Below are 21,871 nucleotides of genomic sequence, written 5' to 3' on the forward strand. Positions count from 1 at the left end.
CTGTTTTTCGCTCTGTCTATACAGAGCCTCTAATTGCCTCTTGAGGCTTTGGCCAACACATAGGTCGTCAGAATATCCGCCGCGTCGGGCCACGCTCGAAACGAATTTTGGCGCAGCTGCCGCGCCAACTCTGCATTTTCACCCACCACAGCCAGCATTGCTTTATTGAACTTACGCCGGCCGGTGGGCAGGCGACGGGGCAACTCGTTGTTCACCCGCAGAAGCAATTGTTGAGTCATCCAGCCTAGGAAGGCAGATGGGTCATTGCTTTTTTGAAATTCAAATAGCGCGTAACCACCCGCATTGAACAGTTCCCTGGCAAAACCCTGCGGTAAGGCGCTATACGTTTCGCCGTCAGCAGTAAAGCGGATGATTTGGCCTGGTGAATACGCCTGCGATACATTGGTTCCAGGAGCAGCTAAGTACACTCTATCACGCTTTATCTCATAGACCAAGGCCTCATGCCAAGTACTATCGGGCAGTTGGTAGCGGCCCATGGTTCGGTTGCTGGCTCCTTCCCGGCGTACGGTGAGGTCCTCGGGCGGCAATGGCGTCGTGGGCGTCGGGAAATTAGCCGGCTGCCGCCGCTGAGCTACTGCCGTAGCTACTGAAATGATGATCAGCAAGAACACAATTGCTAATCGACGACCACATGTTGGCAGAGCTGACGCCAGCATTAGCAGTCGTGCGTGGGACAGGGCATGCGGCCACCTTTGCTCTGGCGCTTGAAGGCTTTGGTTTTCTTTTGCTGGGCTGTGCGCTGGGCGCAACCGGCCATGGGAGCCACGGCAGAACCAGTCAGCACCGCGGCCAGTAACAAGGTCATAATCTTTCTCACAAGACGAATTTGGCAGGGATAATTAACCAAATATAAGGTTCTTTACCCGTCCGCCGGCCTTGGGGGGCAAATTCTCAATCCTCTACTTTCCTGCCTTATGCCCGCCGAATTCAGCCTGCGCGCCAACCTTATCGACCTGTTTGTTAACACCATAACTCCAGCTACTATTCATGTAGCTGGGGGGCAAATTCAACGCATTGATCCTCTCTCCTCTCCCACTCCTGATCCGACGTTGCCTTACGCGTTGCCGGGGTTTGTGGATGCCCACGTACACGTAGAAAGCTCCTTGCTGGTGCCCGCCGAATTTGCCCGCCTGGCCGTAGTGCACGGCACTGTAGCCACGGTCTCGGACCCACACGAAATTGGCAATGTGCTGGGCACAGCGGGCGTTGAATATATGCTGGCCAGTGGGCGCACCGTGCCGTTTAAGTTTTGCTTTGGGGCGCCTTCCTGCGTTCCGGCAACTCCTTTCGAAACGGCTGGAGCTGTTATATCGGTGCAGGACATTGAGCAACTGTTTCAGAACCCCGAAATTGGCTATTTGGCCGAAATGATGAACTGGCCCGGCGTATTGCACAACGACCCGGATGTAACGGCCAAAATCGCGCTTGCTCAGCGTTACGGCCGTCCCGTGGATGGCCACGCCCCTGGCCTGCGCGGCGCCGACGCCGAGCGCTACGCGTCAGCTGGCATCAGCACCGACCATGAGTGCTTCACCGCCGACGAAGCCCGTGACAAGTTGGCCGTGGGCATGAAAATTCTCATTCGGGAAGGCTCAGCGGCCCGCAACTTCGACGCCCTAATTGACTTGCTGCCCGAACACTTCGAGAACATGATGTTCTGCTCCGACGACAAGCACCCTGATACGCTGGTGTTGGGCCACATCAATCAATTGGTACAACGGGCAGTAGCGCGCGGCCAGGATGTACTGAAAGTACTGCGCGTAGCCTGCCTGAACCCAGTGCTCCACTACAACCTGCCCGTCGGCTTGCTGCGCGAAGGCGACCCCGCCGACTTTATCGTGGTTGATGATCTGACTGATTTTCAAGTGCGCCAAACCTACGTGGGGGGCGAATTGGTCGCCGAAAACGGGCAAACGCTTATTCCCGCCGCACCGGTTGCTGTGGTTAATAATTTCGAAGCGCAGCCAGTGCAGCCCGAAGAGTTTCAGCTACCTGCTCCGCAAAAAGCCCCCCAGACTGAGCAGACCGAAATCCGCGTAATCGAGTGCTTCGACGGCCAGCTTATCACTGCCCGTCACGACTTGCCCGCTAGCATTGAGCAGAACCTCGTTGTGCCCGATGTAGCCCGCGACATCCTCAAGCTCACCGTCGTAAATCGTTATCAATCGGCTCCACCAGCCGTGGCTTTTATCACCGGATTTGGCCTAAAACGAGGCGCTCTTGCCTCCAGCGTCGGCCACGACTCACACAACATTACTGCCGTCGGCACCGACGATGAAAGTATTGCCCGCGCCGTGAACCTTGTTATTGCCGCAAAAGGTGGCTTGGCGGCTGTGGTGGGCAAAAATGAGGAAATATTAGTGCCGCTGCCGGTGGCCGGCCTCATGTCTAATCAAGATGGCTACCGTGTGGCCGAAGCCTATGCCGCCGTGGATGCGCTGGCAAAAGAGCTAGGCTCACCACTTGCCGCCCCATTTATGACGCTGTCCTTTATGGCTCTGCTCGTGATTCCCAGCCTGAAACTAAGCGACAAAGGTTTATTCGATGGCGAAGCTTTCCGTTTTGTAGAAGCGGTAGTATAAACGCTAACTTATTCAATTAGGCGGTCATGCAGAGCGGAGCGAAGCATCTCGCGTGCTGATAAGAGGTTACTAATCCAGCTAAACACGCGAGATGCTTCGCTCCGCTCTGCATAATCGCACAGGAGTATGAGCGCATAATAGAAAAGCCACTGCATTCTAATGCAGCGTCTTTTTTGCAAATAAATTAGCTCAAGCTTTATGCTTCTGCGAAACGCTTCTGCATCAACTTATTCAGCTTCTCTTCAGTCAGTGGCTTAGCTAAATATTCTACGTCGGGGTACTGGGCTACGCGGGCCGTATCGGCGGCGTGCATGGAGGTGGTGAGTACGGCCAATACGGTGCGCGATTTTACGTCGGTGGGTAAAGCGCTGTAACGTTGCAAGAACTCGAACCCATCCATGCCCGGCATCTTTAAGTCAACAAAGACCAAGGCCGGCGTATCGTTGGGCGTGGGGCTCTCTAAGTTGCGGCCCTCACCCCAAAAGTAGTCGTAGGCTTGTTGAGCGCGGGTAAAAACCAGCACATTGTCAGCTACAGCCAACCGGTTGAGCAAGCGGTTATTCAGAAAACAGGTGGTTTCGTTATCGTCCACCAGCACAATATTGCGCAGCTTTTTAGTCACGGTCATAGGTCGTTGTATTTCTATCGTAGCACACTAAACCGGGAGCCAGCAATAAAGATTTTTTTATAGCCAGCCCTGCTCACGCATCCAGTCGTCGTTGTAAATCTTTCCTAAGTAGCGGGTTCCGTGGTCAGGCAGGACAATGACCATGGTATCTTCTTCCTTCAAGTGCTCGCGCGCATATTCCAGCGCCCCATACACTGCCGAACCGCACGACCAACCCACAAATAAACCTTCTTCCTTGGCTAAGCGCCGCGTCATTACCGCCGCGTCTTGGTCGGTTACCTTGATGAACAGATCGATTTGGTCGAAGTCCACGTTCTTGGGCAGAATATCCTCGCCAATACCTTCGGTTTTGTAAGGATAAATCTCGTTTTCGTCGAAAATGCCGGTCTCCTTGTACTTCTTGAACACTGAGCCATATGTATCCAAGCCAACAGTTACCAGATTCGGATTTTGCTCTTTCAGATACTTGCTAGTACCACAGATCGTGCCGCCCGTGCCCACGCCGCAAGCCAAGTGAGTAATCTTTCCATCGGTTTGAGCCCACAACTCGGGGCCAGTGCCTTCATAATGGGCAGCCGTGTTGGAAAGGTTGTCGTACTGATTCGGATAAAAGGAGTTAGGAGTCTCCGCATTCAAGCGCCGCGCTACCGAATAGTAAGAGCGTGGGTCTTCGGGAGCAACATCTACGGGGCAAATGACCACCTCGGCACCTACAGCCCGCAAAATATCCTGCTTCTCCTTGCTTTGCTTGTCGCTCATCACGAAGATGCACTTATAGCCTTTGTGTATGGCCGCTAGCGCTAGGCCCATACCAGTGTTGCCGCTGGTACCTTCGATGATGGTGCCGCCGGGCTTAAGTAGACCCGCTTTTTCTGCATCTTCTACCATGCGTACCGCCATGCGGTCTTTCACGGAGTTGCCCGGATTAAAATATTCAACCTTGGCCAGCACCGTGCCCTTGATGCCGTCGGCTACTTTGTTCAGTTTTACTAGAGGTGTGTTGCCGATGGCTTCAACTATGTTATTCAGATACATACAGTTGGGTACGCAGGGTAATTGGGTGGACCACAAAGGTACGAATTTACCTTCTTAGCCTTAGGAAAATCCCTGCCTTTCCAAATTAGGCAAGCGTAAGCTCAAAAAGTCAGGGGGTGTTTTCAGCTGGATATTAGACCTGATAGGCCCATTATTTACTGGCTTATTTATGTAGCCTAGCGCAGTGGATGCAAGGCTTGTGTTCGGTCGATGAATAGGAAAGCATCATAGCGGTTAGGCAGGTCGCTTGGCACATAATTGCCTCTCTCCTGGCTAGGGTCATATACCACACCAATGGCTCTATGCCCACGGTATTGCGTCAGGTTTTTATCGGAGCGCCAGCTTTGTAATAGGATCAGCTTATTGCGGGGCTCCTTACTATGCATGGCAGCCTCCCAAGAGTTAGGTTGCGCCGCAGGAACCGGTAGGGTAGTCACGGGCCCTCCCCAGTATGGAGAAGCTATTACGGTGCCTTCGTAAGTGCCCGCTCCTACTATAAATACGCCTTTCGCAGAGTGCTGCTCACGGGTTAGCTGCCCTACATTTACCTCGCCACGGGCTTCCATTTCAGTGTAGCGCGCATCTCCCACGTGGGTATTGTGTTCCCACACGATGATCTTAGCAGTTGTTCCGTGAAAGCTCATCAGCCGATTGATGGTTTCCATCATGTGCCTGTCCCGAATATTCCACGAGTCTGCGTTGCTGCGTACTGCCGTCCGATAATAACGCTCGGCGTTTACGGCAACCAGCGCATTTTGCTCAGCATTGAAGGCTTCTTCGTGTGTAGCTGGCAGCGTTTTCATCTGATTGCGCACAGCTGTTAGCACGGCATTTATCTCCGAGGCGCAGCTTCTTCCTTGCAACGTAGCCCGACCGTAGGCTTCCTCGCTCTTGTTATAGCTCTGCAAACACTGCAAGGCCGAATTCACGGTACTTAGGGTAGTCGGGTCGGCTTCGGGAAAATCGGTACGAATACTTTCCAGTGATTCCCACAGGCTATACAGATCCAAGCCAAAGAAGCCAACCTGGCGGGAAGCAGTTTGACTTAGGTTATAGGTACGTAGCCACTCGGCTAGCTCCGCTACTTCCTGATTGGCCCACAGCCAGGTTGGCCAACGGCTGTATTGCTCTAGAACCTGCTTAGCTGAAGTGGCTTTACTAGTTCCTTTAACATATCTATTTAACTCATAAATAGCTGGCCAGTCGCCTTCTACAGCAATTATAGTGAATCCCTTTTCCTGAATCAGGCGCTTGCTAAGGACAGCGCGCCAAGTATAAAACTCGGCGGTGCCATGAGAAGCTTCACCTAATAACGCATAGCGGGCAGCACTCAGGCTTGTGAGCAGCGGAGTCAAATCTTGCTCTGTTTCCAGACGCGTTACCCCAGCATCCGGAATGGTAATCGGGCTAACGCTGGTAGCCGGAGTTATGTCATTGTCGCTCTTATTACACGCCGCCAGGCACCAACAGAAGCTTAACAGTAATGCAAACCTTATATTTCTCATAATCGCCTTTTAGCCTACTCCTCCCCCAACTCCCAACCATTACATAGTCAATCGCCACTCGGTAGCTCCAATAAACAGCCTTATCATAGCCTATAGTAGCTATTTAATAACAACCTTTTATATTTCGTATGAAACTTGATAAAATAAAAAAGGTTGCTGCCGAGCTAGGAAAAATCCACATTAGCACAACACTACTTACCTTGATGATTATAGCTACGGCAACCCATACTATCTCTATCAGAAGCTTAACCGGAGTCATATGAGCATCGTATCCATAATTGGCTTGCCTCCCCCCCAAAAAAGCCTACTTTTGCGGACCGATGACTTACTAAGTCATTCCTGATTACCACCCTATATCGCATTTTCCTCCTAACCCTTCTCTTATGAGTGTTCTGGTCAATAAGGATTCCAAAGTGATTGTGCAAGGCTTTACGGGCTCCGAAGGCTCGTTTCATGCTCAGCAGATGATTGAGTACGGCACCAACGTAGTAGGCGGCGTAACGCCCGGTAAAGGCGGCACTACCCACCTCGACCGTCCGGTGTTCAACACCGTTGCCGAAGCCGTAGAGCAAGCTGGTGCCGACACGAGCATTATTTTCGTGCCCCCGGCTTTCGCTGCCGATGCCATCATGGAAGCTGCTGATGCTGGCATTAAGGTCATCGTGACCATCACCGAAGGCATCCCAACCAAGGACATGATTGCGGTAAAGGAGTACCTAAAAGGCCGCGAAGGTCTGCGCATGATTGGGCCAAACTGCCCCGGCGTAATGACCGCCGGCGAGTGCAAAGTGGGTATCATGCCCGGCTTTATTTTCACTAAAGGCAAAATCGGTATCGTTTCGAAGTCGGGTACGCTGACATATGAAGCGGTTGACCAACTCACCAAAGCTGGCTTAGGCCAGACCACGGCTATCGGCATCGGTGGTGACCCAATCATCGGCACTACCACCAAAGAAGCCGTGGAGCTGCTCATGAACGACCCCGAGACCGAAGGCATCGTGATGATCGGTGAAATCGGCGGTGGCATGGAAGCTGAAGCTGCTCGCTGGATTCGGGAAACCGGCAATAAGAAGCCCGTTGTAGGCTTCATCGCCGGCCAAACCGCACCTCCCGGCCGTCGCATGGGCCACGCAGGTGCCATCGTAGGTGGCGCTGATGATACGGCCGCTGCTAAAATGGCCATTATGCGCAAGTGTGGTATCCACGTAGTCGACTCTCCCGCCGAAATTGGCGACACCATGCTTCGTGTATTGCAAGGCGAGCAGGTGACTGCATAGATTTTGAGCGTTATAATATAAAAAGCCCCCCAGAAAGTATCTGGGGGGCTTTTTATGTATTTGTTAGTACAAAGCAATACCGTTACTAGAAGCCGTATTTAAGTTTCGCTTCATCATCCGATAAGACAATCAACGCTTGTGGCCCTCCACCTTGCATTTCACTGTCCGGATAAATTAATTCCCAGTACCTATTATCAGTTGGATCTCTATAAAGTGTAGTCCAACCGCTTTTATCAATTTTTAGCTTAAGAAGGTGATTTGTGATTAAGAAGTGAATTCGCTTCGAAATTCGATCTTCAATAATTTGCTTGCCATTGAATACCCAAGAGCCAATTAACGCTACTTCCTCCTTCTTAATTTGCATTTACTTTTTCCCGCTCTGCCCGCCAACATTTACGACCACGCCGAAATTAAAGACTGAGTTGGATGCCTTTAAATATTTCTGGCTGCGCAAGCCAAACATACCACCGCTAATTAATTGCAGCTGCACCGGGCCGGCGACCTGCACGCGGGTGAAGGTGATGGGCTCCACGAAGACGTTGTCCTCGGGTGTAGTGGCTAGGCCATCCACACGCAGGTCGCTCAGCTCCAGGTAGCTCAAACGTAGCGCCGTGCCGTAGGAAACTGGAAACTCATTGCCGAAGAGGCGAAACGACTTCTTCTCTTTTGAGCTGTAGTTTACCTGCAAGAAGTACTTGTTTAGGTCGCCTTCTACCGTGCGCGTCGTGGTTTTTATTCCGTTTTCGGTCTTGAAATCAGTGCGCTTGGTGGAGCCCGCCCCGATGCCTACATAGGCTTCGAGGGCGCGCTTATCGGGCAGGCGGGTAAAGTAGCCACCGGCTATTTCGGCAAACGTGTGGTCTTCCGCTTTACGTTTTTTGTCGGTATGCAGCGTCGTAAACGTACCCATCACCCCTATGTGCTCACCCACGGCGTAGGCACCTTGTATCGCCAAGTTGTTGTCCAGATTCGTATGGATACCGCCGCTGAATTCGCCTTTCTGAGTGAGTAGGGGCACATTGGGCGGCGGTGGGAAGTACAAAGAGGTACAGGCACTCAGCATCGGCAAAATGGCAAGAAGGGCAAGGCGACGCAAGAATTGGTTAGCCACAAGGTGGGGATTATTGTTAGAGACAAGCAGACTAGCTGCCTTCTTTCCAGATTGGTCGGCTCCTAAGCTGAGCCGTATAGGTAGCAGTCTGGGGGGCAAAAATAGTGCAGCCCCGCGCATTCCCCCTCTTATCACTCCCGATTTCCGCATTCTATGTCTGATTCTTTTGATGCTGTAATTATCGGCAGCGGCCAGGCCGGCAACCCTTTGGCTACTGCCCTGGCTAGCGCGGGCCGACGCGTGGTGCTGATTGAGGAAAACTTGCTGGGCGGCTCCTGCATTAATTATGGCTGCTCGCCGGTCAAAACTATGCTCGCCTCGGCCGAGCGCGCCCACCAAGTACGCACTGCCGCCGCCTTTGGTGTGCAAACAAATGCCCACCAAGTAGATATGAGTGTGGTAATAGCCCGCAAGGAGGACGTGATCGGGCAAATGCGCGCTGGCGTGCGCAAGAATCTTACCCAGGAACAGCCCAATATTACCGTGCTTCAAGGCCGGGCAGTATTCACCGGCCCCCGCAGCCTGCGTGTAGCCCTAGAAAGCGGCCCGGAACGTGAGTTGATTGCTCCGCTCATATTCATCAATACCGGAACCCGCGCCGCTATTCCGAAGGTAGAGGGCCTCGCCGAAACAGGCTTCCTGACCACCACCGAACTCATGAACCTGACCGAGTTACCCGAGCACCTGCTGATATTGGGTGGAGGCTACATTGGGCTGGAATTTGGACAGATGTTCAGACGCTTCGGCAGCCGCGTTACAATCATCGAATCGGGCGAGCAAGTGCTGGAGCACGAAGACGCCGACGTGCGCGCCACGCTACAAGAGTTGCTGGAGGAGGAAGGCATAGAATTTATACTTGGCGCCAAAGCCTACCGCTCTTCCCGGGGCGCTGGGGGGCAAATTACCGTATCAGCCCGCACTACCGATGGCGCGGAGCGCCGCCTACGCGGCACGCACCTGCTGATAGCTACTGGCCGCACGCCCAACTCCGACAAGCTCAACCTGGCAGCGGCCGGCGTGCGAGTAGATGAGAAAGGCTACATCCAAGTAAATAGTCGCCTCCAAACCAACGTGCGCGGCGTGTACGCCCTTGGCGACGTGCACGGTGGCCCCCAATTCACCCACCTCAGCTACGACGACTACCGCATTGTGCGCGATGCGCTGCTGGAGGGCAAATCCCGCTCGGCCAAGCAGCGCCCCTTACCCTACACCGTCTTCACCGATCCGCAACTAGGTCGCATCGGCTTATCGGAAGAGCAAGCCAAGGAAAAAAAGATACCGTACCGCGTGGCCGTCATGCCGGTTTCTACCATCGGCCGGGCCCGCGAAACAGGGCGGCTGGGGGGCTTTTTCAAGGTGATGGTAGACGATAAAGACCTGATCATTGGGGCCGCTATACTATGTGCCGAGGGCGGCGAAATCATGACCATGCTCCAGCTAGCCATGACGGGCAAGCTAAAGTATCAGGTGCTGCAAGAGATGATTTTTGCCCACCCGCTCTGGGCTGAGGCCTTAAATAATGCTTTTACTTATTTGAGAAAACCATAGATTATTCTATACATTTAAGCCATAGCAACTTACGTCCCCATTTGTAACTACCGAATAGCGGTAGTTTGCTTAATGCTACCCGAGATCTATCACCCAGTACGACCTATCTACTTGGCTAATGGATACGCTAAAAAGGACAATTATGAATGTGGTGGGATTTGACAATGTGATGTTGATCAAATCATTTTTTAAGACCCAGCAGGAAAAAGAGTTACTGCTGAAGCGTCGCAATTTCTACCTTCAATTTCTTCAGCCCGGCGACACCTATTTCGACGTAGGCGCTAACATGGGCAATCGCATCGAGCCGCTAATAAATCAGGGGATCAACATTGTGGCAGTCGAGCCCCAGCCGAATCTTGTTCGGTATCTGACCAGAAAATTTGGTGATACTATCACGCTCATTCCTAAAGGTTTAGGAGCCGAGGAAACGGAGGCGCAGATGTTTATTTCGAGTGCGCACGTATTTTCTTCCTTTTCCACCGACTGGATTGATAGCGTACGGAATAGTGGCCGCTTCAAAGAACACACTTGGGAGGAAACCGCTACGGTACAAATAACGACCCTCGACGCTCTCATCAAACAGTTTGGTAAGCCCAGGTTTATCAAGATTGATGTAGAGGGGTATGAGTTTGAAGTGCTGAAAGGACTGAGTACGCCCATTGAAATCATATCCTTCGAGTACACCACTCCGGAACAAACGCAGAAAGCGCTGGATTGCTTAACCAAGCTCCATAGCCTATCGCCCGCTATGCGCTGCAACTACTCCATCGGTGAGGAATTAGAGTGGGCACTGCCGCAATGGATTTCCTTTGAGCAGATGCGGCAACACATCCAGAGCCCAGAGTTTATCGATACTGATTTTGGTGACATCTACGTGAAAACGGTAAAGTGATCGTCCGGCATCACTTCTGTCATCAACCCTATTTCTAAACTTCTCGAAAATGCCTCCAAAGCAAGCTAAGGGTGACTGATAATCGTTGTGTCAAACAATCCCGAGGACTGCTTTTAGTGAGTTAGTCAGTCTTCGGCGAACTTCTTAAAGCGGTGCGGATAAATAACAAACCCTACGGAAGTGAAAACGCGCCCTTGCTTGATGTCATCTAATTTTATCTCAGCGGGTGTGTTGGCGCGATACCCGGGCGATGCGGACGTGCTCACGGCCAGTTGAAACTGCCCCCACGGCAGAAAACCAGTTCGGTTGCCAAAGCGCATAAATAACATCGGCTCGCTTCGAATCATGCGTCGCAGATCTATCGGCAAGCCGTTGTTAGTCAGTGAAGAAAACCCTACCTGCGACAGCCGATACGCTGCTCCTACTGTGGCCCACTGACCTTCATATGCGACGAAACCCTCGCCGTAAATTTTATGAAAGCGGGCCTCATAGTTGAATCGTATAGCTGTGCCGGGGTTCGAGAAATCGATATCACTGCGAGTATAGCGCCGGCTGCTCTGGCCTCGTCCGTAGCCTCCCATGGCTCCTACTAGCCACCGCTCGGAGAGTGGCCAGTATGTGCCGGCACCCAGTTCGAATTGTTGGATGCAAAAGTGCGTAGAATCACCCCTTTGGGGTCGCAGTCCGCCTGCGGCGCGTACCACTACATGGCGGGCAGGCGAGTATGCCACCGAACCTTCTAGTCGGCCCGAGAGGTATAGGCTGGCGGCGGCTTCAGCTTCGCCTTTGTCGCGCAATAAAGGTGTACTGGGTTGGAGAGGCACATACACTGAGCAGCTTGATAAGCCGAGTAATACTAGAACTAAGGCCGCGCGAGGTAGTGACAAATGAATAGAGCTTTTGTAGGTAATCTTAGTCTATATAAGCTGTTTAATAATCAGATTAGAAACCTAGGCAAAAGCCCCCAGATAATAATTCTGAGGGGCTTTTGCTTGAAAACCTCACATAATTTGATTCGCTGCTCATTTTCCAGCAGGCCTTACACCTTCTGCTTTCTTCGACCTTCTAGAATGCGGAAGAAAGAGCGCGTGTTAATTTCTTCTTTTGTCAGGCCGGTAGCAGTGATTTCCTCTTCTGTAATTGCTCCACAGTTCAGGGCTTTCAGGAAGAAGTTGAGTAAGCCTTGACCTGTAGCGGCATCGTCGAAAATGTCGCCGGTGAGGGTAGAAATAGCGGCGCGTTCTACGAAGCTTTTCAGGCGAAATACCGCGTCCTCGTAGCTGCTCAGGAAGAAGGCATAGGTAGCGGCGTAGCGCATGGGTAGCTGCGCTGGGTTCAGGTCCCAGCCTTGGTAGAGGCCGTTGATGAGCGAGTGTGTGGTGTGGTGGAAACCCTGTCGCCATGCATTGTGCACCGATTCGCGGTTTTCCTTTTGCTGCTCAAACGTCAGGTTCTCGCCCCGGTGCGGACCAATGGGCATTACGTTGGTAGCGCCGTCGGAGAGGAATATACCGGTGCCGCCTAGCGCTACTTTGGTCATGTGGTGGGCAAAATCGCACACGGGGTGCGCCATTGTCTGGTAGCGCGCCGTGATGCCGGCCGAAGCCGTGTAATCGTAGGTGCCGAAGTGGGCGGCGACGCAGCGGCCTTCACTAGCCCGAATGATGCGCATCAGCGGGTTGCGGCCTTCCTCATCCATAATGATTTGGGTCGCCTCCACCATGGTTTCCATCTGCAAGGTGCCGGGGGGCAAATTGTTCGCCTTTTCCAGGATTTCGAACAAGCGCACCATCGTCGTCATTTGCTCCGGAATGGTCACTTTGGGCAGCATCACCACGAAGTTGTCGGGCAGTTTACCGCCAGTTTTCTCAAGGAGCGTCGTCAGAAAAATGTCGAGCGTCCGAACACCGCGCTGCTTCAAATCTTCAGTGAAGGGCTTAATGCGAATGCCAATGAATGGCGACAATGTGCCGTTCTGCATGCCTACTGCTACTTCATTGGCAGCCTGCACGGCCGTGGCATCTTCCTCTGCATCGGGACGGTTGCCGAAGCCGTCTTCAAAGTCTATTCGAAAGTCCTCAACGGGCTCGGACTTGAGCTTGGCAACAATTTTATTGTACACCGAATATGCCAGCCAGGCCACCTCCTTCTTGCAGTCTTCCGGCGACAAAGCATTCAGCTTGGCCGTTAGCTCAACAATGTCTTTCCCCGACTTCGGCAGGTGCTCATAGCCTTTGAGCTGAAGCACGTTGGCTAGCTCCACAAAGTTGGGCGCATAAGTGCGCAGGTTGTTCAGGGCAATGTCGCCCATGCGCACACACGTATCCGATTTGAACAGATTAGCGCCGCCATATACCGTATGCACGGGCTGCCGGTCAGGCCTGTCGCCGGGGTAGGTTTGCTGAAACTTAAGGTTAGCGACGCCAAGCTGATTTAATAGCTGCTCTTTGTCGGAGTCTTGTATGCTGAGTTTCATATGCAGTAGGGGGCAAATTTGGATGGAATGAAAGCTGCCGATTCGTTAGCTTCAGGAACCGCGGTAAGTGGAGTAACCAAAAGGGTTTAGAAGCAACGGCACATGGTAATGCTCCGACGCAGTGACGGCAAAAACAATCTCGACGAACGGATAAAAAGCAGTCGTAGCCTGTTGGTCAAAGTATGCTTGGGTGAAGAACTTCAGCTTGTAGATACCCAGCGGTAGCAGCTCATTTTTCGGCAGCAAATCAGCTACGCGGCCGTCTTGGTTGGTAGCGCCTCGCGCTAGCTCCTGCCAGGTTTCTTGCTGCTGTCCGTAAAGCACGATGGTAACGCCCTGGGCGGGTTTTCCTTTGGTCGTATCGAGAATATGGGTGGTAATCTGGCTCATGTTGCTAACAGCTTTTCCAGCCGAATCTGAGTGATTTTTGCTTGCTCGCCCATAGCAATTTTGATTTCCTGTGGGGGCTCGTTCGGTAACCTAGCCTGCAACAACGTCAGCATTTCCTCCGCCGATTTGCCGGTAGCGCAGACGATGAAAATATAGCCGAATTTCTCCTCGTAGCGCGTGTTTCCCTTGGCCAAAGCCTCCAACACGGCTTGCGAAGATTGCTGCACCGCCGCCTGTTCGCCAGCAGCCCAAGTGCTGGTACTGAAAAACTTTTCCTTTAGCGAATTGATGTTCCCAATCTTCGGATGATGAGTAAATGCCTCGCGCCAATCGTGCTCAGAAAGGCTGTGCCAGATGCTAGCGGATTGCTCAAACAGAGTTTCCTTATCCGGCACCGGAAATATATCGGCCATAGCCTCTACCCAAGCCGTGCTACCGCAGCATTTACGCAGAGCATCGCTCAGCGCCGGTTTAGGCAAGGTATTGAGTTCAACTAGGGTCATGCTCTACGAATCTATTCAAATCAAAAGCAGTCGCACTAAAAGTGACCATCATAAAGAATGTCATGCAGAGCGGAGCGAAGCATCTCGCTCGCTTCGTTCATTAGCTTGGCAACGTCAGCACGCGAGATGCTTCGCTCCGCTCTGCATGACGTACTAGAGAGGGTATAATCAAACCACTGTCGGGAAGCGGTTGACGTTTTTGTAGTAGATGTACACGGCGGGCTCTTTTCCCATGGCGGTGAACCACTGTTGGCAGTAGGGTGCCATCCAAATAGAGTCGCCTTTTTTGATGGGGTACCACTCGTGGTCGAGCATATAGATACCCTGGCCTTGGAGGTAGAGCAGGCCGTGCTCCATGATATGGGTTTCGACCATGGGCAAATTGCCCCCCGTCTGGTAGGTGAAGATGTTTACAGCCATATCGAAGCCGAAGTGGTCGGGAAGCAGCACCTGAATGCGCAGGGCCTCATCGTTCATATAGATAGGCGCTTTGTTATCGTCTTTCTCGCCGAACAAAACGCCGGGTATTTCGTGGCCTTCTAGCGGCTCGTACACTTTGTGAAAAGTGAGAATCTGAGTGCCTGCAGTAGGGTTTTCAAACTGGTATTCCTTGCCGATGGGAACGTACACGAACTCACCGGTGCTCAGCGTCCGCTTCTCCCCATCCACTGTTACTTGGATCTGGCCTTCTACGAGGTAGAAGAAGATCTGTGAAGCCTGGGTTTTACCCACCAATTGCCCCCCAGCCTGCAACGTAACGAGCGTTTGGCAGAGTCGAGCGCCCATTTGCTCGTTGATAATTACGTTCACGGTGCAGCCCGTCCAGCCCGGCACGTTGCTGTTGATGTAGCCATCGGGACTGATGACGGCGTGGTTCCGCTTGACGACGGAACGGGTTAAAGCGGAAATTTCCATGAGGGGTTACGAATGGTGGGTAATGAGTTGGGTAAGGAAACGCTCGGCTACACGCAGCGCGGCCGCTAGATCGGGCAGCTCCACGTTTTCCAGGGGATTGTGGCTGATACCTTTAAAGCACCGCACGAACAGCATAGTAGCCGGTGCGACTTGCGATAGGGGTACCGCGTCGTGGCCGGCCCCACTGACGAGCGGCACTACTGGATAGCCAGAGTCAGCAATGGCACGGGATAGATGGCTATTCAAAGCAGCATCGCAGGTTACGGGAGCGGTTTGCTGAACGGGGTGCCAGTCCAGCCTGATATTACGCTGCTGTGCAATTGCTTCTACCTTTTCCCGCAGTTCTTGGGAGGCCCAAGCTAGGCGCGCTTCATCCGCACTCCGCAGATCTAGGCTGCACACCACTTCGCCGGGTATCACGTTGCTGGCCGCGTGACGGATATCGAGCTTGCCCACCGTCGCAACCAGCGCCTGCTGATGCGCTAAGCCAAACTTTTCCACTGCCAAAACCACTTCAGCGGCGCAGCATAAGGCATCCTGGCGCATACTCATGGGCACCGTGCCTGCATGACCTGCCATACCTTTAAAAATCAGTTCTATCCGCTGCTGCCCGGCAATAGCCGTCACGAGTGCCACGGGAATATTGCGCTCAAATAATACCGGCCCTTGTTCGATATGCACTTCGAAGTAACCGAGCCAATCGGCAGGGAGAATAGCATCGTGCGCCAACTGCTGCGCATCGCAGCCCATAGTTGCTAAGGCAGTTGCTAGGTTTATGCCCGCCGCGTCCTGCTTTTGGAGTAGGTTAGGCTCAAAAAAGCCCCCCACAACTTTACTGCCCAAATAGGTGGTGTGAAACCGACAGCCTTCTTCGTCGCTAAACGCAATAAGCTCCACATGAAATGGTGGCTCAACATGCTGTTGCGCCAGCTGTTCCAGCAAATCCAGTCCCAGCAACACACCCAGCGGCCCATCGAATTTACCGGCATTGACCACCGTATCAATATGCGAGGCAATGACAAAGGTTTTCGCGGCGGGACGAGTACTGGCCAGCCGGCCCCGCACGTTGCCGATGTTGTCGAGGCGAGTACTCAAGCCGGCCGCTTCCATCCAGCTTTTTACCAAAGCGCTACCCGCCAAAAAAGCCGCTGTTCCGAAAGTGCGCGTCACGCAGTTTGCATCTTCGCTGATGGACGCAAGGGCATCGATACGCTGTAGAATTTTCTCCGCGCGGTGTACGTATGCCTCCATACAGCTAGCGCGTAATGATTTCACCCTCACTGAGGTGCGTGAAGTTGGGACGAATGTACACCGCGCAACCTTTGAGAAATGTCTGCTCAACTACGCCTCGTAGCTCCTGCCCAATATAGGGCGACACCTTGTGCCGATGGTGCAGCATATCAGCCGTCACGGTAAAGGTTTGATCGGGCGCCAGCACTAGCAAGTCGGCATCGTAGCCTTTCGCAATCTGGCCTTTGCGGTTCTGCTGGCCGATTAGCTTGGCGGGGTTGGTGCTCAGCCATCGGGCGAGGTCCGTCAAATCGGCGCCGCGCTTTTGGGCTGTTGTCCAGAGCACGGGCAAAGCCAACTGCAACGATGCAACACCACCCCAGGCCGTCGTGAAATCTCCACTTTCCAGCTGCTTCAAATCGGGCGGCGCGGGCGAGTGGTCGGTCGCTACAAAGTCGATTATGCCCGACTGCAAAGCCTGCCATAGCTGGTCGTTGTTAGCCCGCCCCCGAATCGGTGGAGCGCATTTGAACTGTGTCTGGCCGTCTTCAATTTCCTCAGCGTTAAAAAACAGATAATGCTGCCCAGTTTCTACGGTCAGCGGCAAGCCTTTAGCCTTGGCCGCCGCAAGTGGCGCAATAGAGTTAGCCGACGACAAATGCACGATGTGCGTGGGGCAATTATATTCCTCGCACAGCTGAATCATCAACGCTATGGCTTCGTCTTCCCATTGTTTGGGGCGTGAGGCGAGGTAGTTTTGGTAAGACCGTTTATCCCCGGATTTCCACGCTTCGTCGTCGGTACTTAGCTCACAGTGCACCAGCAGCGGCAGGCCGTAGCGCGCCAGAATAGGCATAGCTTGACGCAGATCGTGCTCAGTAGCGTTGGGAAAATCATCGATGCCCGAGTGGGTCAGGAAGGCTTTAAACCCCAACACACCGTGGGCAATCAGCCCTTCTATTTCCGCTGTATTGCCCGGCACGATGCCTCCCCAAAACCCGCAATTGGTATGCAGCTGACCTTTTGTAGCTGCTAGTTTCAATGCTAGGTTCGCCACTGAGGTCGTGACCGGAGCGGAGTTTAGCGGCATATCAACCAGCACAGTCAGGCCGCCAGCTAGGGCGGCGCGGGTAGCCGTATCAAAGCCTTCCCACTCGGTGCGACCGGGCTCGTTGATGTGCACGTGCGGGTCGATCAGGCCTGGCAGCAGCGCCTTTTCCTGCACGTCCTGAATTGGGCAGTCGACGGCGGTATCCGCGGGCACCACATCTACGATGCGGCCATCTTGCAGCAACACCAACGCCTCCCGCACGCCCTGCAGAGTCACTACGTTTTTACTTTTTATAGCTGCATCCAGCATACAAGGGGCAGAATGGCAATGGACAGGATTGGTCCTTCAATCTAGCAGGATAATTTTCTAGATTGGAAATCTTTCCATGCGCAATAAGCTAACGATGATGGGTATCAAACTAGGAATTAATGCCTACGGCAAAAACGCGATTAATCTATCGAAGATTATCCGCCACGCCGACCACCACGAGTTTCGCCAGATTTCGGTGAGTGTAGCGCTGGAAGGCGATTTCGAAACGGCCCACACGCTCGGCGACAATTCCCAAATTCTGCCCACCGATACCCAGAAGAACACCGTGTACGCGCTGGCTAAAAAGCACTTCACGTCCACTATTGAGGCCTTCGGCATTCATCTGGCCCACTTCTTTTTCACGCGAAATCCGCAGGTAAGCAAAGTAAAAATTGAGATAGTGGAGCACGGTTGGCAGCGCATGTCTTTTGATGGAGAAGCACACACCCACGCCTTCACCGGCGGCAGCACTGAGAAGCGCCGCGCCATCATCACCCAAACCGCCCAAGACGTACAAGTTTCCGCAGGCCTCCAGGATTTGCTGCTCCTAAAAACCACCGATTCAGCCTTCGAGAAATATATCAAAGACGAGTACACCGTTCTGAAAGAAACCACCGACCGCATTCTGGCTACCAAGTGCGAAGCCACCTGGCCCTACACCCGCCCCGATTTAGATTTCGAAGCCACTTACCAAAAGATTCGTACTGCGCTGCTGCGCACGTTTGCGGGGCACAAAAGCCAGTCGGTGCAGCAAACGCTTTATGCCATTGGGGAGCAAATTCTGCTGGAGAATGAGGTAGTGAAGGAAGTCAGCCTCATCATGCCCAACAAGCATCACATTCCGTTCAACTTGGAGCAGTTTGGAATGGAGAATAGCAACGAAATTTTCATCGCCACCGACGAGCCATTCGGTTATATCACAGGCACCGTTGTACGGGAATAACTGGCTTTACTAGACCTTAAAAAAGCCCACCAGCACGTCATGCAGAGCAATAACGAAGCATCTCGCCCGCTTCGTTGCAATGGTGACTCCTACGGAGCGAGCGAGATGCTTCGCTCCGCTCTGCATGACGTCCATATCTGAAAGACTTAACGGAACAACTTCTACCTAGAATTCTTCACCGCAATCAATTGCGCAGCGATGCTGATGGCTATTTCCTCTGGTGTTTGGCTATGAATAGGCAAGCCAACTGGAGCCTGTATTTGCTGTAATTGATCGGGCGAAAATCCTTCCGCCCGGTAGTCAGCGAACATCTTTTCTATCTTTTTTTGGCTGCCTAACAAGCCTAAGAATCGCAGCTTTTTGCCCAGCAACGCCCGCACAGCAATATCGTCGGTGCGGTAGCCTACGGTCATGATAACTACGTATTGGTTTTCGCCTTCGGGTAGCAGCGCTTGCAAGTCGGCGTAGCTCGCGACGATTGTTTTTTCGTGGACGTAATCGTTCGCTAAGAAAGTGTTGAGCTGCGGCCTGTCTTCGTAGAGCTGCACCCGAAAATCCAGCGATTGTACTAAGCGCGATAAAGCTAAGGCGCAGTGGCCGCCGCCGATGAGGTGCAGCTGATTCTTGCGGCCAATTTTTTCCTGATAAATCCACGCCGAATCTGACTCCTGTTGAAACAGATAATCTTGCGCGGGCTGTTTGCTGATCTCGAAAGAAATGCCCCCCGGCGTCAGGGTCAGCGTGCCGGGTTGCTCCTGTTCCAAAGCCGAGATCAGTTGCTGAATAGCATCTGCCTCGGTGGGGCGCACGGGATAAAGCAGCACCGTTTGCTCGCCGGAGCAAATCATGCCGCTTTGGTCTTGGGGGGCTTTTTTGTTGTGAATTTGACGGTGTAGAGAGCTAGTGGGCAACGGTTGCGCGAGCCGCTCGCGGGCTAGCTGTACCAGCTTATGCTCCATAATGCCACCGCCAATAGAGCCCTGCATAGCACCGTGCGCGTCTACGCTCATAGCAAAGCCTTGCCGGCCCGGACTACTACCTTGGCTCTGTACCACATACAGCAACATGGCCGGACCGCCCCGGCGCAGACTTTCGCTAAGAAGCTGCCACGTGGCGCAGGCTCTGTTCATGCACTTGTTGAGTACCTGTGGCTGCCGACGGATACAGCCCGAGCAACACTTTCTCGGGTGTCATTGGGGCATCGAAGGCAATAGGTGAGGTCGGGTTGAAGGCTTTAATGGCGTTGCGCAGGGCGAAATAGGTGCCAATGCCATACATAAACGGTGGCTCGCCCACGGCCTTGGAGCGGAAGATAGCGAGGTTGTCCTGCTCGGTTTGCAAAGGCTCAATAGCAATTTCCTTCGGCACCGAGTAGATATCGGGTATTTTGTACGTGGAGAGCGTATTGGAGCGAAGCCGGCCGGCGGGGTCATAGAGCAGCTCTTCCAGCGTCATCCAGCCTATACCCTGCACGATACCGCCCTCAATCTGCCCGCGGTCCACGGCGGGGTTCATGCTGCGCCCAAAGTCGTGCACTACCCGCACCGCGTCTACCTTGTACGTGCCGCGCAGACAATCCACGGTCACAGTGGTGATGGCCGTGCCGTAAACGTGATACGCGAAAGGGTGCCCTTTTTCGGTGGTTTTATCGAAGTGCACATCAGGCGTGGCATAGTGGGCGTGCTCCGATAAGCTCACGCGCTTCAGAAAAGCGGCCGTCACCAGCTTTTTCCAGTCAAGATCCGTCGCTTGGCCGTTGAGCAGCACTTGTTCATCCTGAAGCTCAATGGTGGCTTCGGGCGCTTGCAGCACCTGGGCTGCTACTTCTTTCAGGCGCTGCACAATGGCTTGGCAAGCCAGCTGCACGGCCTTACCATTCAGGTCGGCGGTGGCGCTGGCCGCGGAGGGAGAAGTATTAGCAATTCGGTTGGTACTAGTGGTTTGCAGGCGCACCTTGCCCGGACTGATAGAAAGCGTTTGGGCCGCTACTTGCAGCATTTTGGTGTTCACGCCCTGCCCCATTTCCACGGCGCCGGTGCTCACTTTCACGCTGCCGTCATAGTACACGTGCACCAGCGCCCGCGCCTGATTCATAGACGTGTTGGTAAATGAGATACCAAAGCAAACCGGCATCAGCGCTAAGCCTTTTTTGTAAAGAATATTGGCCGCATTAAAGGCTTCCACCTCCTGCCACAGCTTCTCTACCTCATACAGTTCTTCCGCCTTATGCCAGCAGGCGCGCGCCTCGCTCACAGCTTTCTGCCCGAAAGGGAACTCGTCGCCGGTTTGGTTTAAGTTCTTCTTTTGAATGACGCAGGCCTCTACGCCAAGCTTCTCGGCAGCCGTAGCAATAGCGGCTTCCATCACAAACTTGGCTTGCGGCCCACCAAAGCCCCGGAAAGCGGTGTTGGGGGGCAAATGTGTGCGGCAACTGAAGGCCGTGGCCCGCACATTAGGAATGAAATACGTGCTGGTCGTATGAAATAAGGTCCGCTCCATAATGGCCGGCGACAGGTCGGCGGCGGCCCCGGCATTCTGGTAGAAGTCTACCTCATAGGCAATGATTTTAAGGTCTTTATCCAGCCCGATTTTAAAGTCGGAAGAGTATGGGTGGCGCTTGCCGGTCATGGCCATATCCTCAAGCCGGTGCAGCACATATTTCACCGGACGGCGCAGATGATGCGCGGCCAGCGCGCACAGGGCCACCCAAGCATTGGCTTGGTCCTCTTTGCCCCCAAATCCGCCCCCCAGTCGAATCACATCTACCTCCAACTGGTGCATGGGCACACCCAACACCCGCGCCGCCATGCGCTGCCCTGCCGTGGGGCTTTGGGTAGAAGAATAGATTTTCAATTCGCCGTTTTCCTGCGGAATAGCATAGGCGCACTGGGTTTCGATGTAGAGGTGTTCTTGGCCGTTAGTATCAGCTGTACCTTCAAATACATATTCGCATTGCTCCCAAGCCTGCGCGGTATCGCCCAAGCGGAAGGTGCGCGGTGGCACAATCAGCTCACCCTGAGCGTGCGCCACGCGCGGATCCGTAATCACCGGCAGCGGCGCGATATCAACCTTGATTTTCTTCACTGCCGCCCGCGCCGCTTCATCCGACGTAGCCACCACGAAGGCAATCGGCATTCCGCAGAAATCTACTTCGTGCTCCGCCAGCAACGGCTCATCGGGAATGATGCCGCCAATTTGGTTCTCGCCAGTAATATCCTGGTGCGTGAAAATGCGCACCACGCCGGGTTGCTGCGCGGCCTCCGTTAAGTGCAGTTGCTGAATGTGACCGTGCGCGACTGGCGAGCTAAATACGGCGCCAAATAGAGTCCCGGCCACCAACGGAATGTCATCCAGGTAGACTGACTGCCCTTTTGTATGGTTACCGGAATCTATGTTTTTCATCGTAGTAACTGCTGATTAATGAGCGTCATGCAGAGCGACAGCGAGGCACCTCG

Annotated in this window: 20 protein-coding genes and 1 pseudogene; 5 read left to right on the forward strand and 16 right to left on the reverse strand. The window is 53.4% G+C overall.

All coding sequences use genetic code 11. The features are described from left to right. Nucleotides 1-29: 29 nt before the first annotated feature. Together ACW9KT_RS15130 and ACW9KT_RS15135 are read right to left on the reverse strand one after the other, a co-directional pair. Nucleotides 30-626 carry a hypothetical protein gene (locus ACW9KT_RS15130; RefSeq protein ID WP_457081842.1) on the reverse strand — a complete coding sequence of 199 codons (597 nt, stop codon included), beginning with the start codon at nt 624-626 and terminating at the stop codon, nt 30-32. A gap of 50 nt (nt 627-676) precedes the next feature. After that, a complete protein-coding gene (locus tag ACW9KT_RS15135; RefSeq protein ID WP_165963652.1) occupies nt 677-838 on the reverse strand; it encodes a hypothetical protein in 162 nt (53 codons plus the stop codon). A 97-nt stretch (nt 839-935) separates the two neighbouring features. On the opposite strand from ACW9KT_RS15135, the gene ade reads away from it, so the two are divergent. Beyond that, complete coding sequence (ade, locus tag ACW9KT_RS15140) at nt 936-2,603, forward strand: adenine deaminase (protein ID WP_457081845.1); 1,668 nt, start codon at nt 936-938, stop codon at nt 2,601-2,603. Nucleotides 2,604-2,799: 196 nt separating this feature from the next. On the opposite strand, the gene ACW9KT_RS15145 is transcribed toward ade, so the two are convergent. From ACW9KT_RS15145 to ACW9KT_RS15155, 3 genes and pseudogenes are all read right to left on the reverse strand, one after another. Next, nucleotides 2,800-3,231, reverse strand: a complete 432-nt coding sequence (locus ACW9KT_RS15145) for a response regulator (RefSeq protein WP_457081846.1) — start codon at nt 3,229-3,231, stop codon at nt 2,800-2,802. A gap of 60 nt (nt 3,232-3,291) precedes the next feature. Then, nucleotides 3,292-4,266, reverse strand: a pseudogene (locus ACW9KT_RS15150) (PLP-dependent cysteine synthase family protein); the annotation flags it as partial. 176 nt (nt 4,267-4,442) lie between these two features. Further along, entirely contained in the window at nt 4,443-5,771 is a 1,329-nt protein-coding gene (locus tag ACW9KT_RS15155; protein WP_457081848.1) for an erythromycin esterase family protein, read from the reverse strand. 383 nt (nt 5,772-6,154) lie between these two features. Here ACW9KT_RS15155 and sucD point away from each other — a divergent pair, with 383 nt between their 5' ends. Further along, nucleotides 6,155-7,048 (forward strand): succinate--CoA ligase subunit alpha, encoded by an 894-nt coding sequence (gene sucD, locus ACW9KT_RS15160; protein ID WP_457081850.1) that lies wholly within the window; start codon nt 6,155-6,157, stop codon nt 7,046-7,048. Nucleotides 7,049-7,133: 85 nt separating this feature from the next. Here sucD and ACW9KT_RS15165 read toward each other — a convergent pair whose 3' ends face one another. Together ACW9KT_RS15165 and ACW9KT_RS15170 are read right to left on the reverse strand one after the other, a co-directional pair. Continuing rightward, on the reverse strand, nt 7,134-7,412 hold the full coding sequence (locus tag ACW9KT_RS15165; protein WP_457081852.1) for an Imm27 family immunity protein: 279 nt from the start codon (nt 7,410-7,412) through the stop codon (nt 7,134-7,136). Next, nucleotides 7,413-8,159 carry a hypothetical protein gene (locus ACW9KT_RS15170; RefSeq protein WP_457081854.1) on the reverse strand — a complete coding sequence of 249 codons (747 nt, stop codon included), beginning with the start codon at nt 8,157-8,159 and terminating at the stop codon, nt 7,413-7,415. 153 nt (nt 8,160-8,312) lie between these two features. Between ACW9KT_RS15170 and ACW9KT_RS15175 the strand changes: the two genes are divergently transcribed. Continuing rightward, nucleotides 8,313-9,707: a mercuric reductase gene (locus tag ACW9KT_RS15175; RefSeq protein WP_457081856.1), complete on the forward strand. Its 1,395-nt coding sequence runs from the start codon at nt 8,313-8,315 to the stop codon at nt 9,705-9,707. A 118-nt stretch (nt 9,708-9,825) separates the two neighbouring features. After that, nucleotides 9,826-10,599, forward strand: coding sequence for an FkbM family methyltransferase (locus ACW9KT_RS15180; protein ID WP_457081858.1), 774 nt, complete (start codon nt 9,826-9,828; stop codon nt 10,597-10,599). A 125-nt stretch (nt 10,600-10,724) separates the two neighbouring features. On the opposite strand, the gene ACW9KT_RS15185 is transcribed toward ACW9KT_RS15180, so the two are convergent. The 7 genes from ACW9KT_RS15185 to allB all read right to left on the reverse strand — a co-directional run bounded on the left by ACW9KT_RS15185 (nt 10,725) and on the right by allB (nt 17,473). Beyond that, a complete protein-coding gene (locus ACW9KT_RS15185) occupies nt 10,725-11,423 on the reverse strand; it encodes a hypothetical protein (RefSeq protein ID WP_457081860.1) in 699 nt (232 codons plus the stop codon). Nucleotides 11,424-11,638: 215 nt separating this feature from the next. After that, nucleotides 11,639-13,075 carry a DUF6986 family protein gene (locus tag ACW9KT_RS15190; protein WP_457081862.1) on the reverse strand — a complete coding sequence of 479 codons (1,437 nt, stop codon included), beginning with the start codon at nt 13,073-13,075 and terminating at the stop codon, nt 11,639-11,641. A gap of 51 nt (nt 13,076-13,126) precedes the next feature. Next, nucleotides 13,127-13,465 (reverse strand): hydroxyisourate hydrolase, encoded by a 339-nt coding sequence (uraH, locus tag ACW9KT_RS15195; protein ID WP_457081863.1) that lies wholly within the window; start codon nt 13,463-13,465, stop codon nt 13,127-13,129. Beyond that, entirely contained in the window at nt 13,462-13,968 is a 507-nt protein-coding gene (uraD, locus tag ACW9KT_RS15200) for a 2-oxo-4-hydroxy-4-carboxy-5-ureidoimidazoline decarboxylase (RefSeq protein ID WP_457081865.1), read from the reverse strand. The genes uraH and uraD overlap by 4 nt, the downstream gene beginning before the upstream one ends. A gap of 168 nt (nt 13,969-14,136) precedes the next feature. Continuing rightward, nucleotides 14,137-14,883, reverse strand: coding sequence for a (S)-ureidoglycine aminohydrolase (allE, locus tag ACW9KT_RS15205; protein WP_457081867.1), 747 nt, complete (start codon nt 14,881-14,883; stop codon nt 14,137-14,139). A gap of 6 nt (nt 14,884-14,889) precedes the next feature. Next, nucleotides 14,890-16,134: an allantoate amidohydrolase gene (locus ACW9KT_RS15210; protein ID WP_457081869.1), complete on the reverse strand. Its 1,245-nt coding sequence runs from the start codon at nt 16,132-16,134 to the stop codon at nt 14,890-14,892. A gap of 4 nt (nt 16,135-16,138) precedes the next feature. Further along, on the reverse strand, nt 16,139-17,473 hold the full coding sequence (gene allB / locus ACW9KT_RS15215) for an allantoinase AllB (RefSeq protein ID WP_457081871.1): 1,335 nt from the start codon (nt 17,471-17,473) through the stop codon (nt 16,139-16,141). Between the two features lie 76 nt (nt 17,474-17,549). On the opposite strand from allB, the gene pucL reads away from it, so the two are divergent. Next, on the forward strand, nt 17,550-18,416 hold the full coding sequence (pucL, locus tag ACW9KT_RS15220) for a factor-independent urate hydroxylase (protein ID WP_457081873.1): 867 nt from the start codon (nt 17,550-17,552) through the stop codon (nt 18,414-18,416). Between the two features lie 161 nt (nt 18,417-18,577). On the opposite strand, the gene ACW9KT_RS15225 is transcribed toward pucL, so the two are convergent. Both ACW9KT_RS15225 and ACW9KT_RS15230 read right to left on the reverse strand, forming a co-directional pair. Next, nucleotides 18,578-19,546, reverse strand: coding sequence for an XdhC family protein (locus tag ACW9KT_RS15225; protein WP_457081875.1), 969 nt, complete (start codon nt 19,544-19,546; stop codon nt 18,578-18,580). Further along, nucleotides 19,512-21,818, reverse strand: coding sequence for a xanthine dehydrogenase molybdopterin binding subunit (locus ACW9KT_RS15230; RefSeq protein WP_457081877.1), 2,307 nt, complete (start codon nt 21,816-21,818; stop codon nt 19,512-19,514). The genes ACW9KT_RS15225 and ACW9KT_RS15230 overlap by 35 nt, the downstream gene beginning before the upstream one ends. Nucleotides 21,819-21,871: the final 53 nt, after the last annotated feature.

It is taken from the genome of Hymenobacter sp. HD11105 (assembly GCF_054051685.1).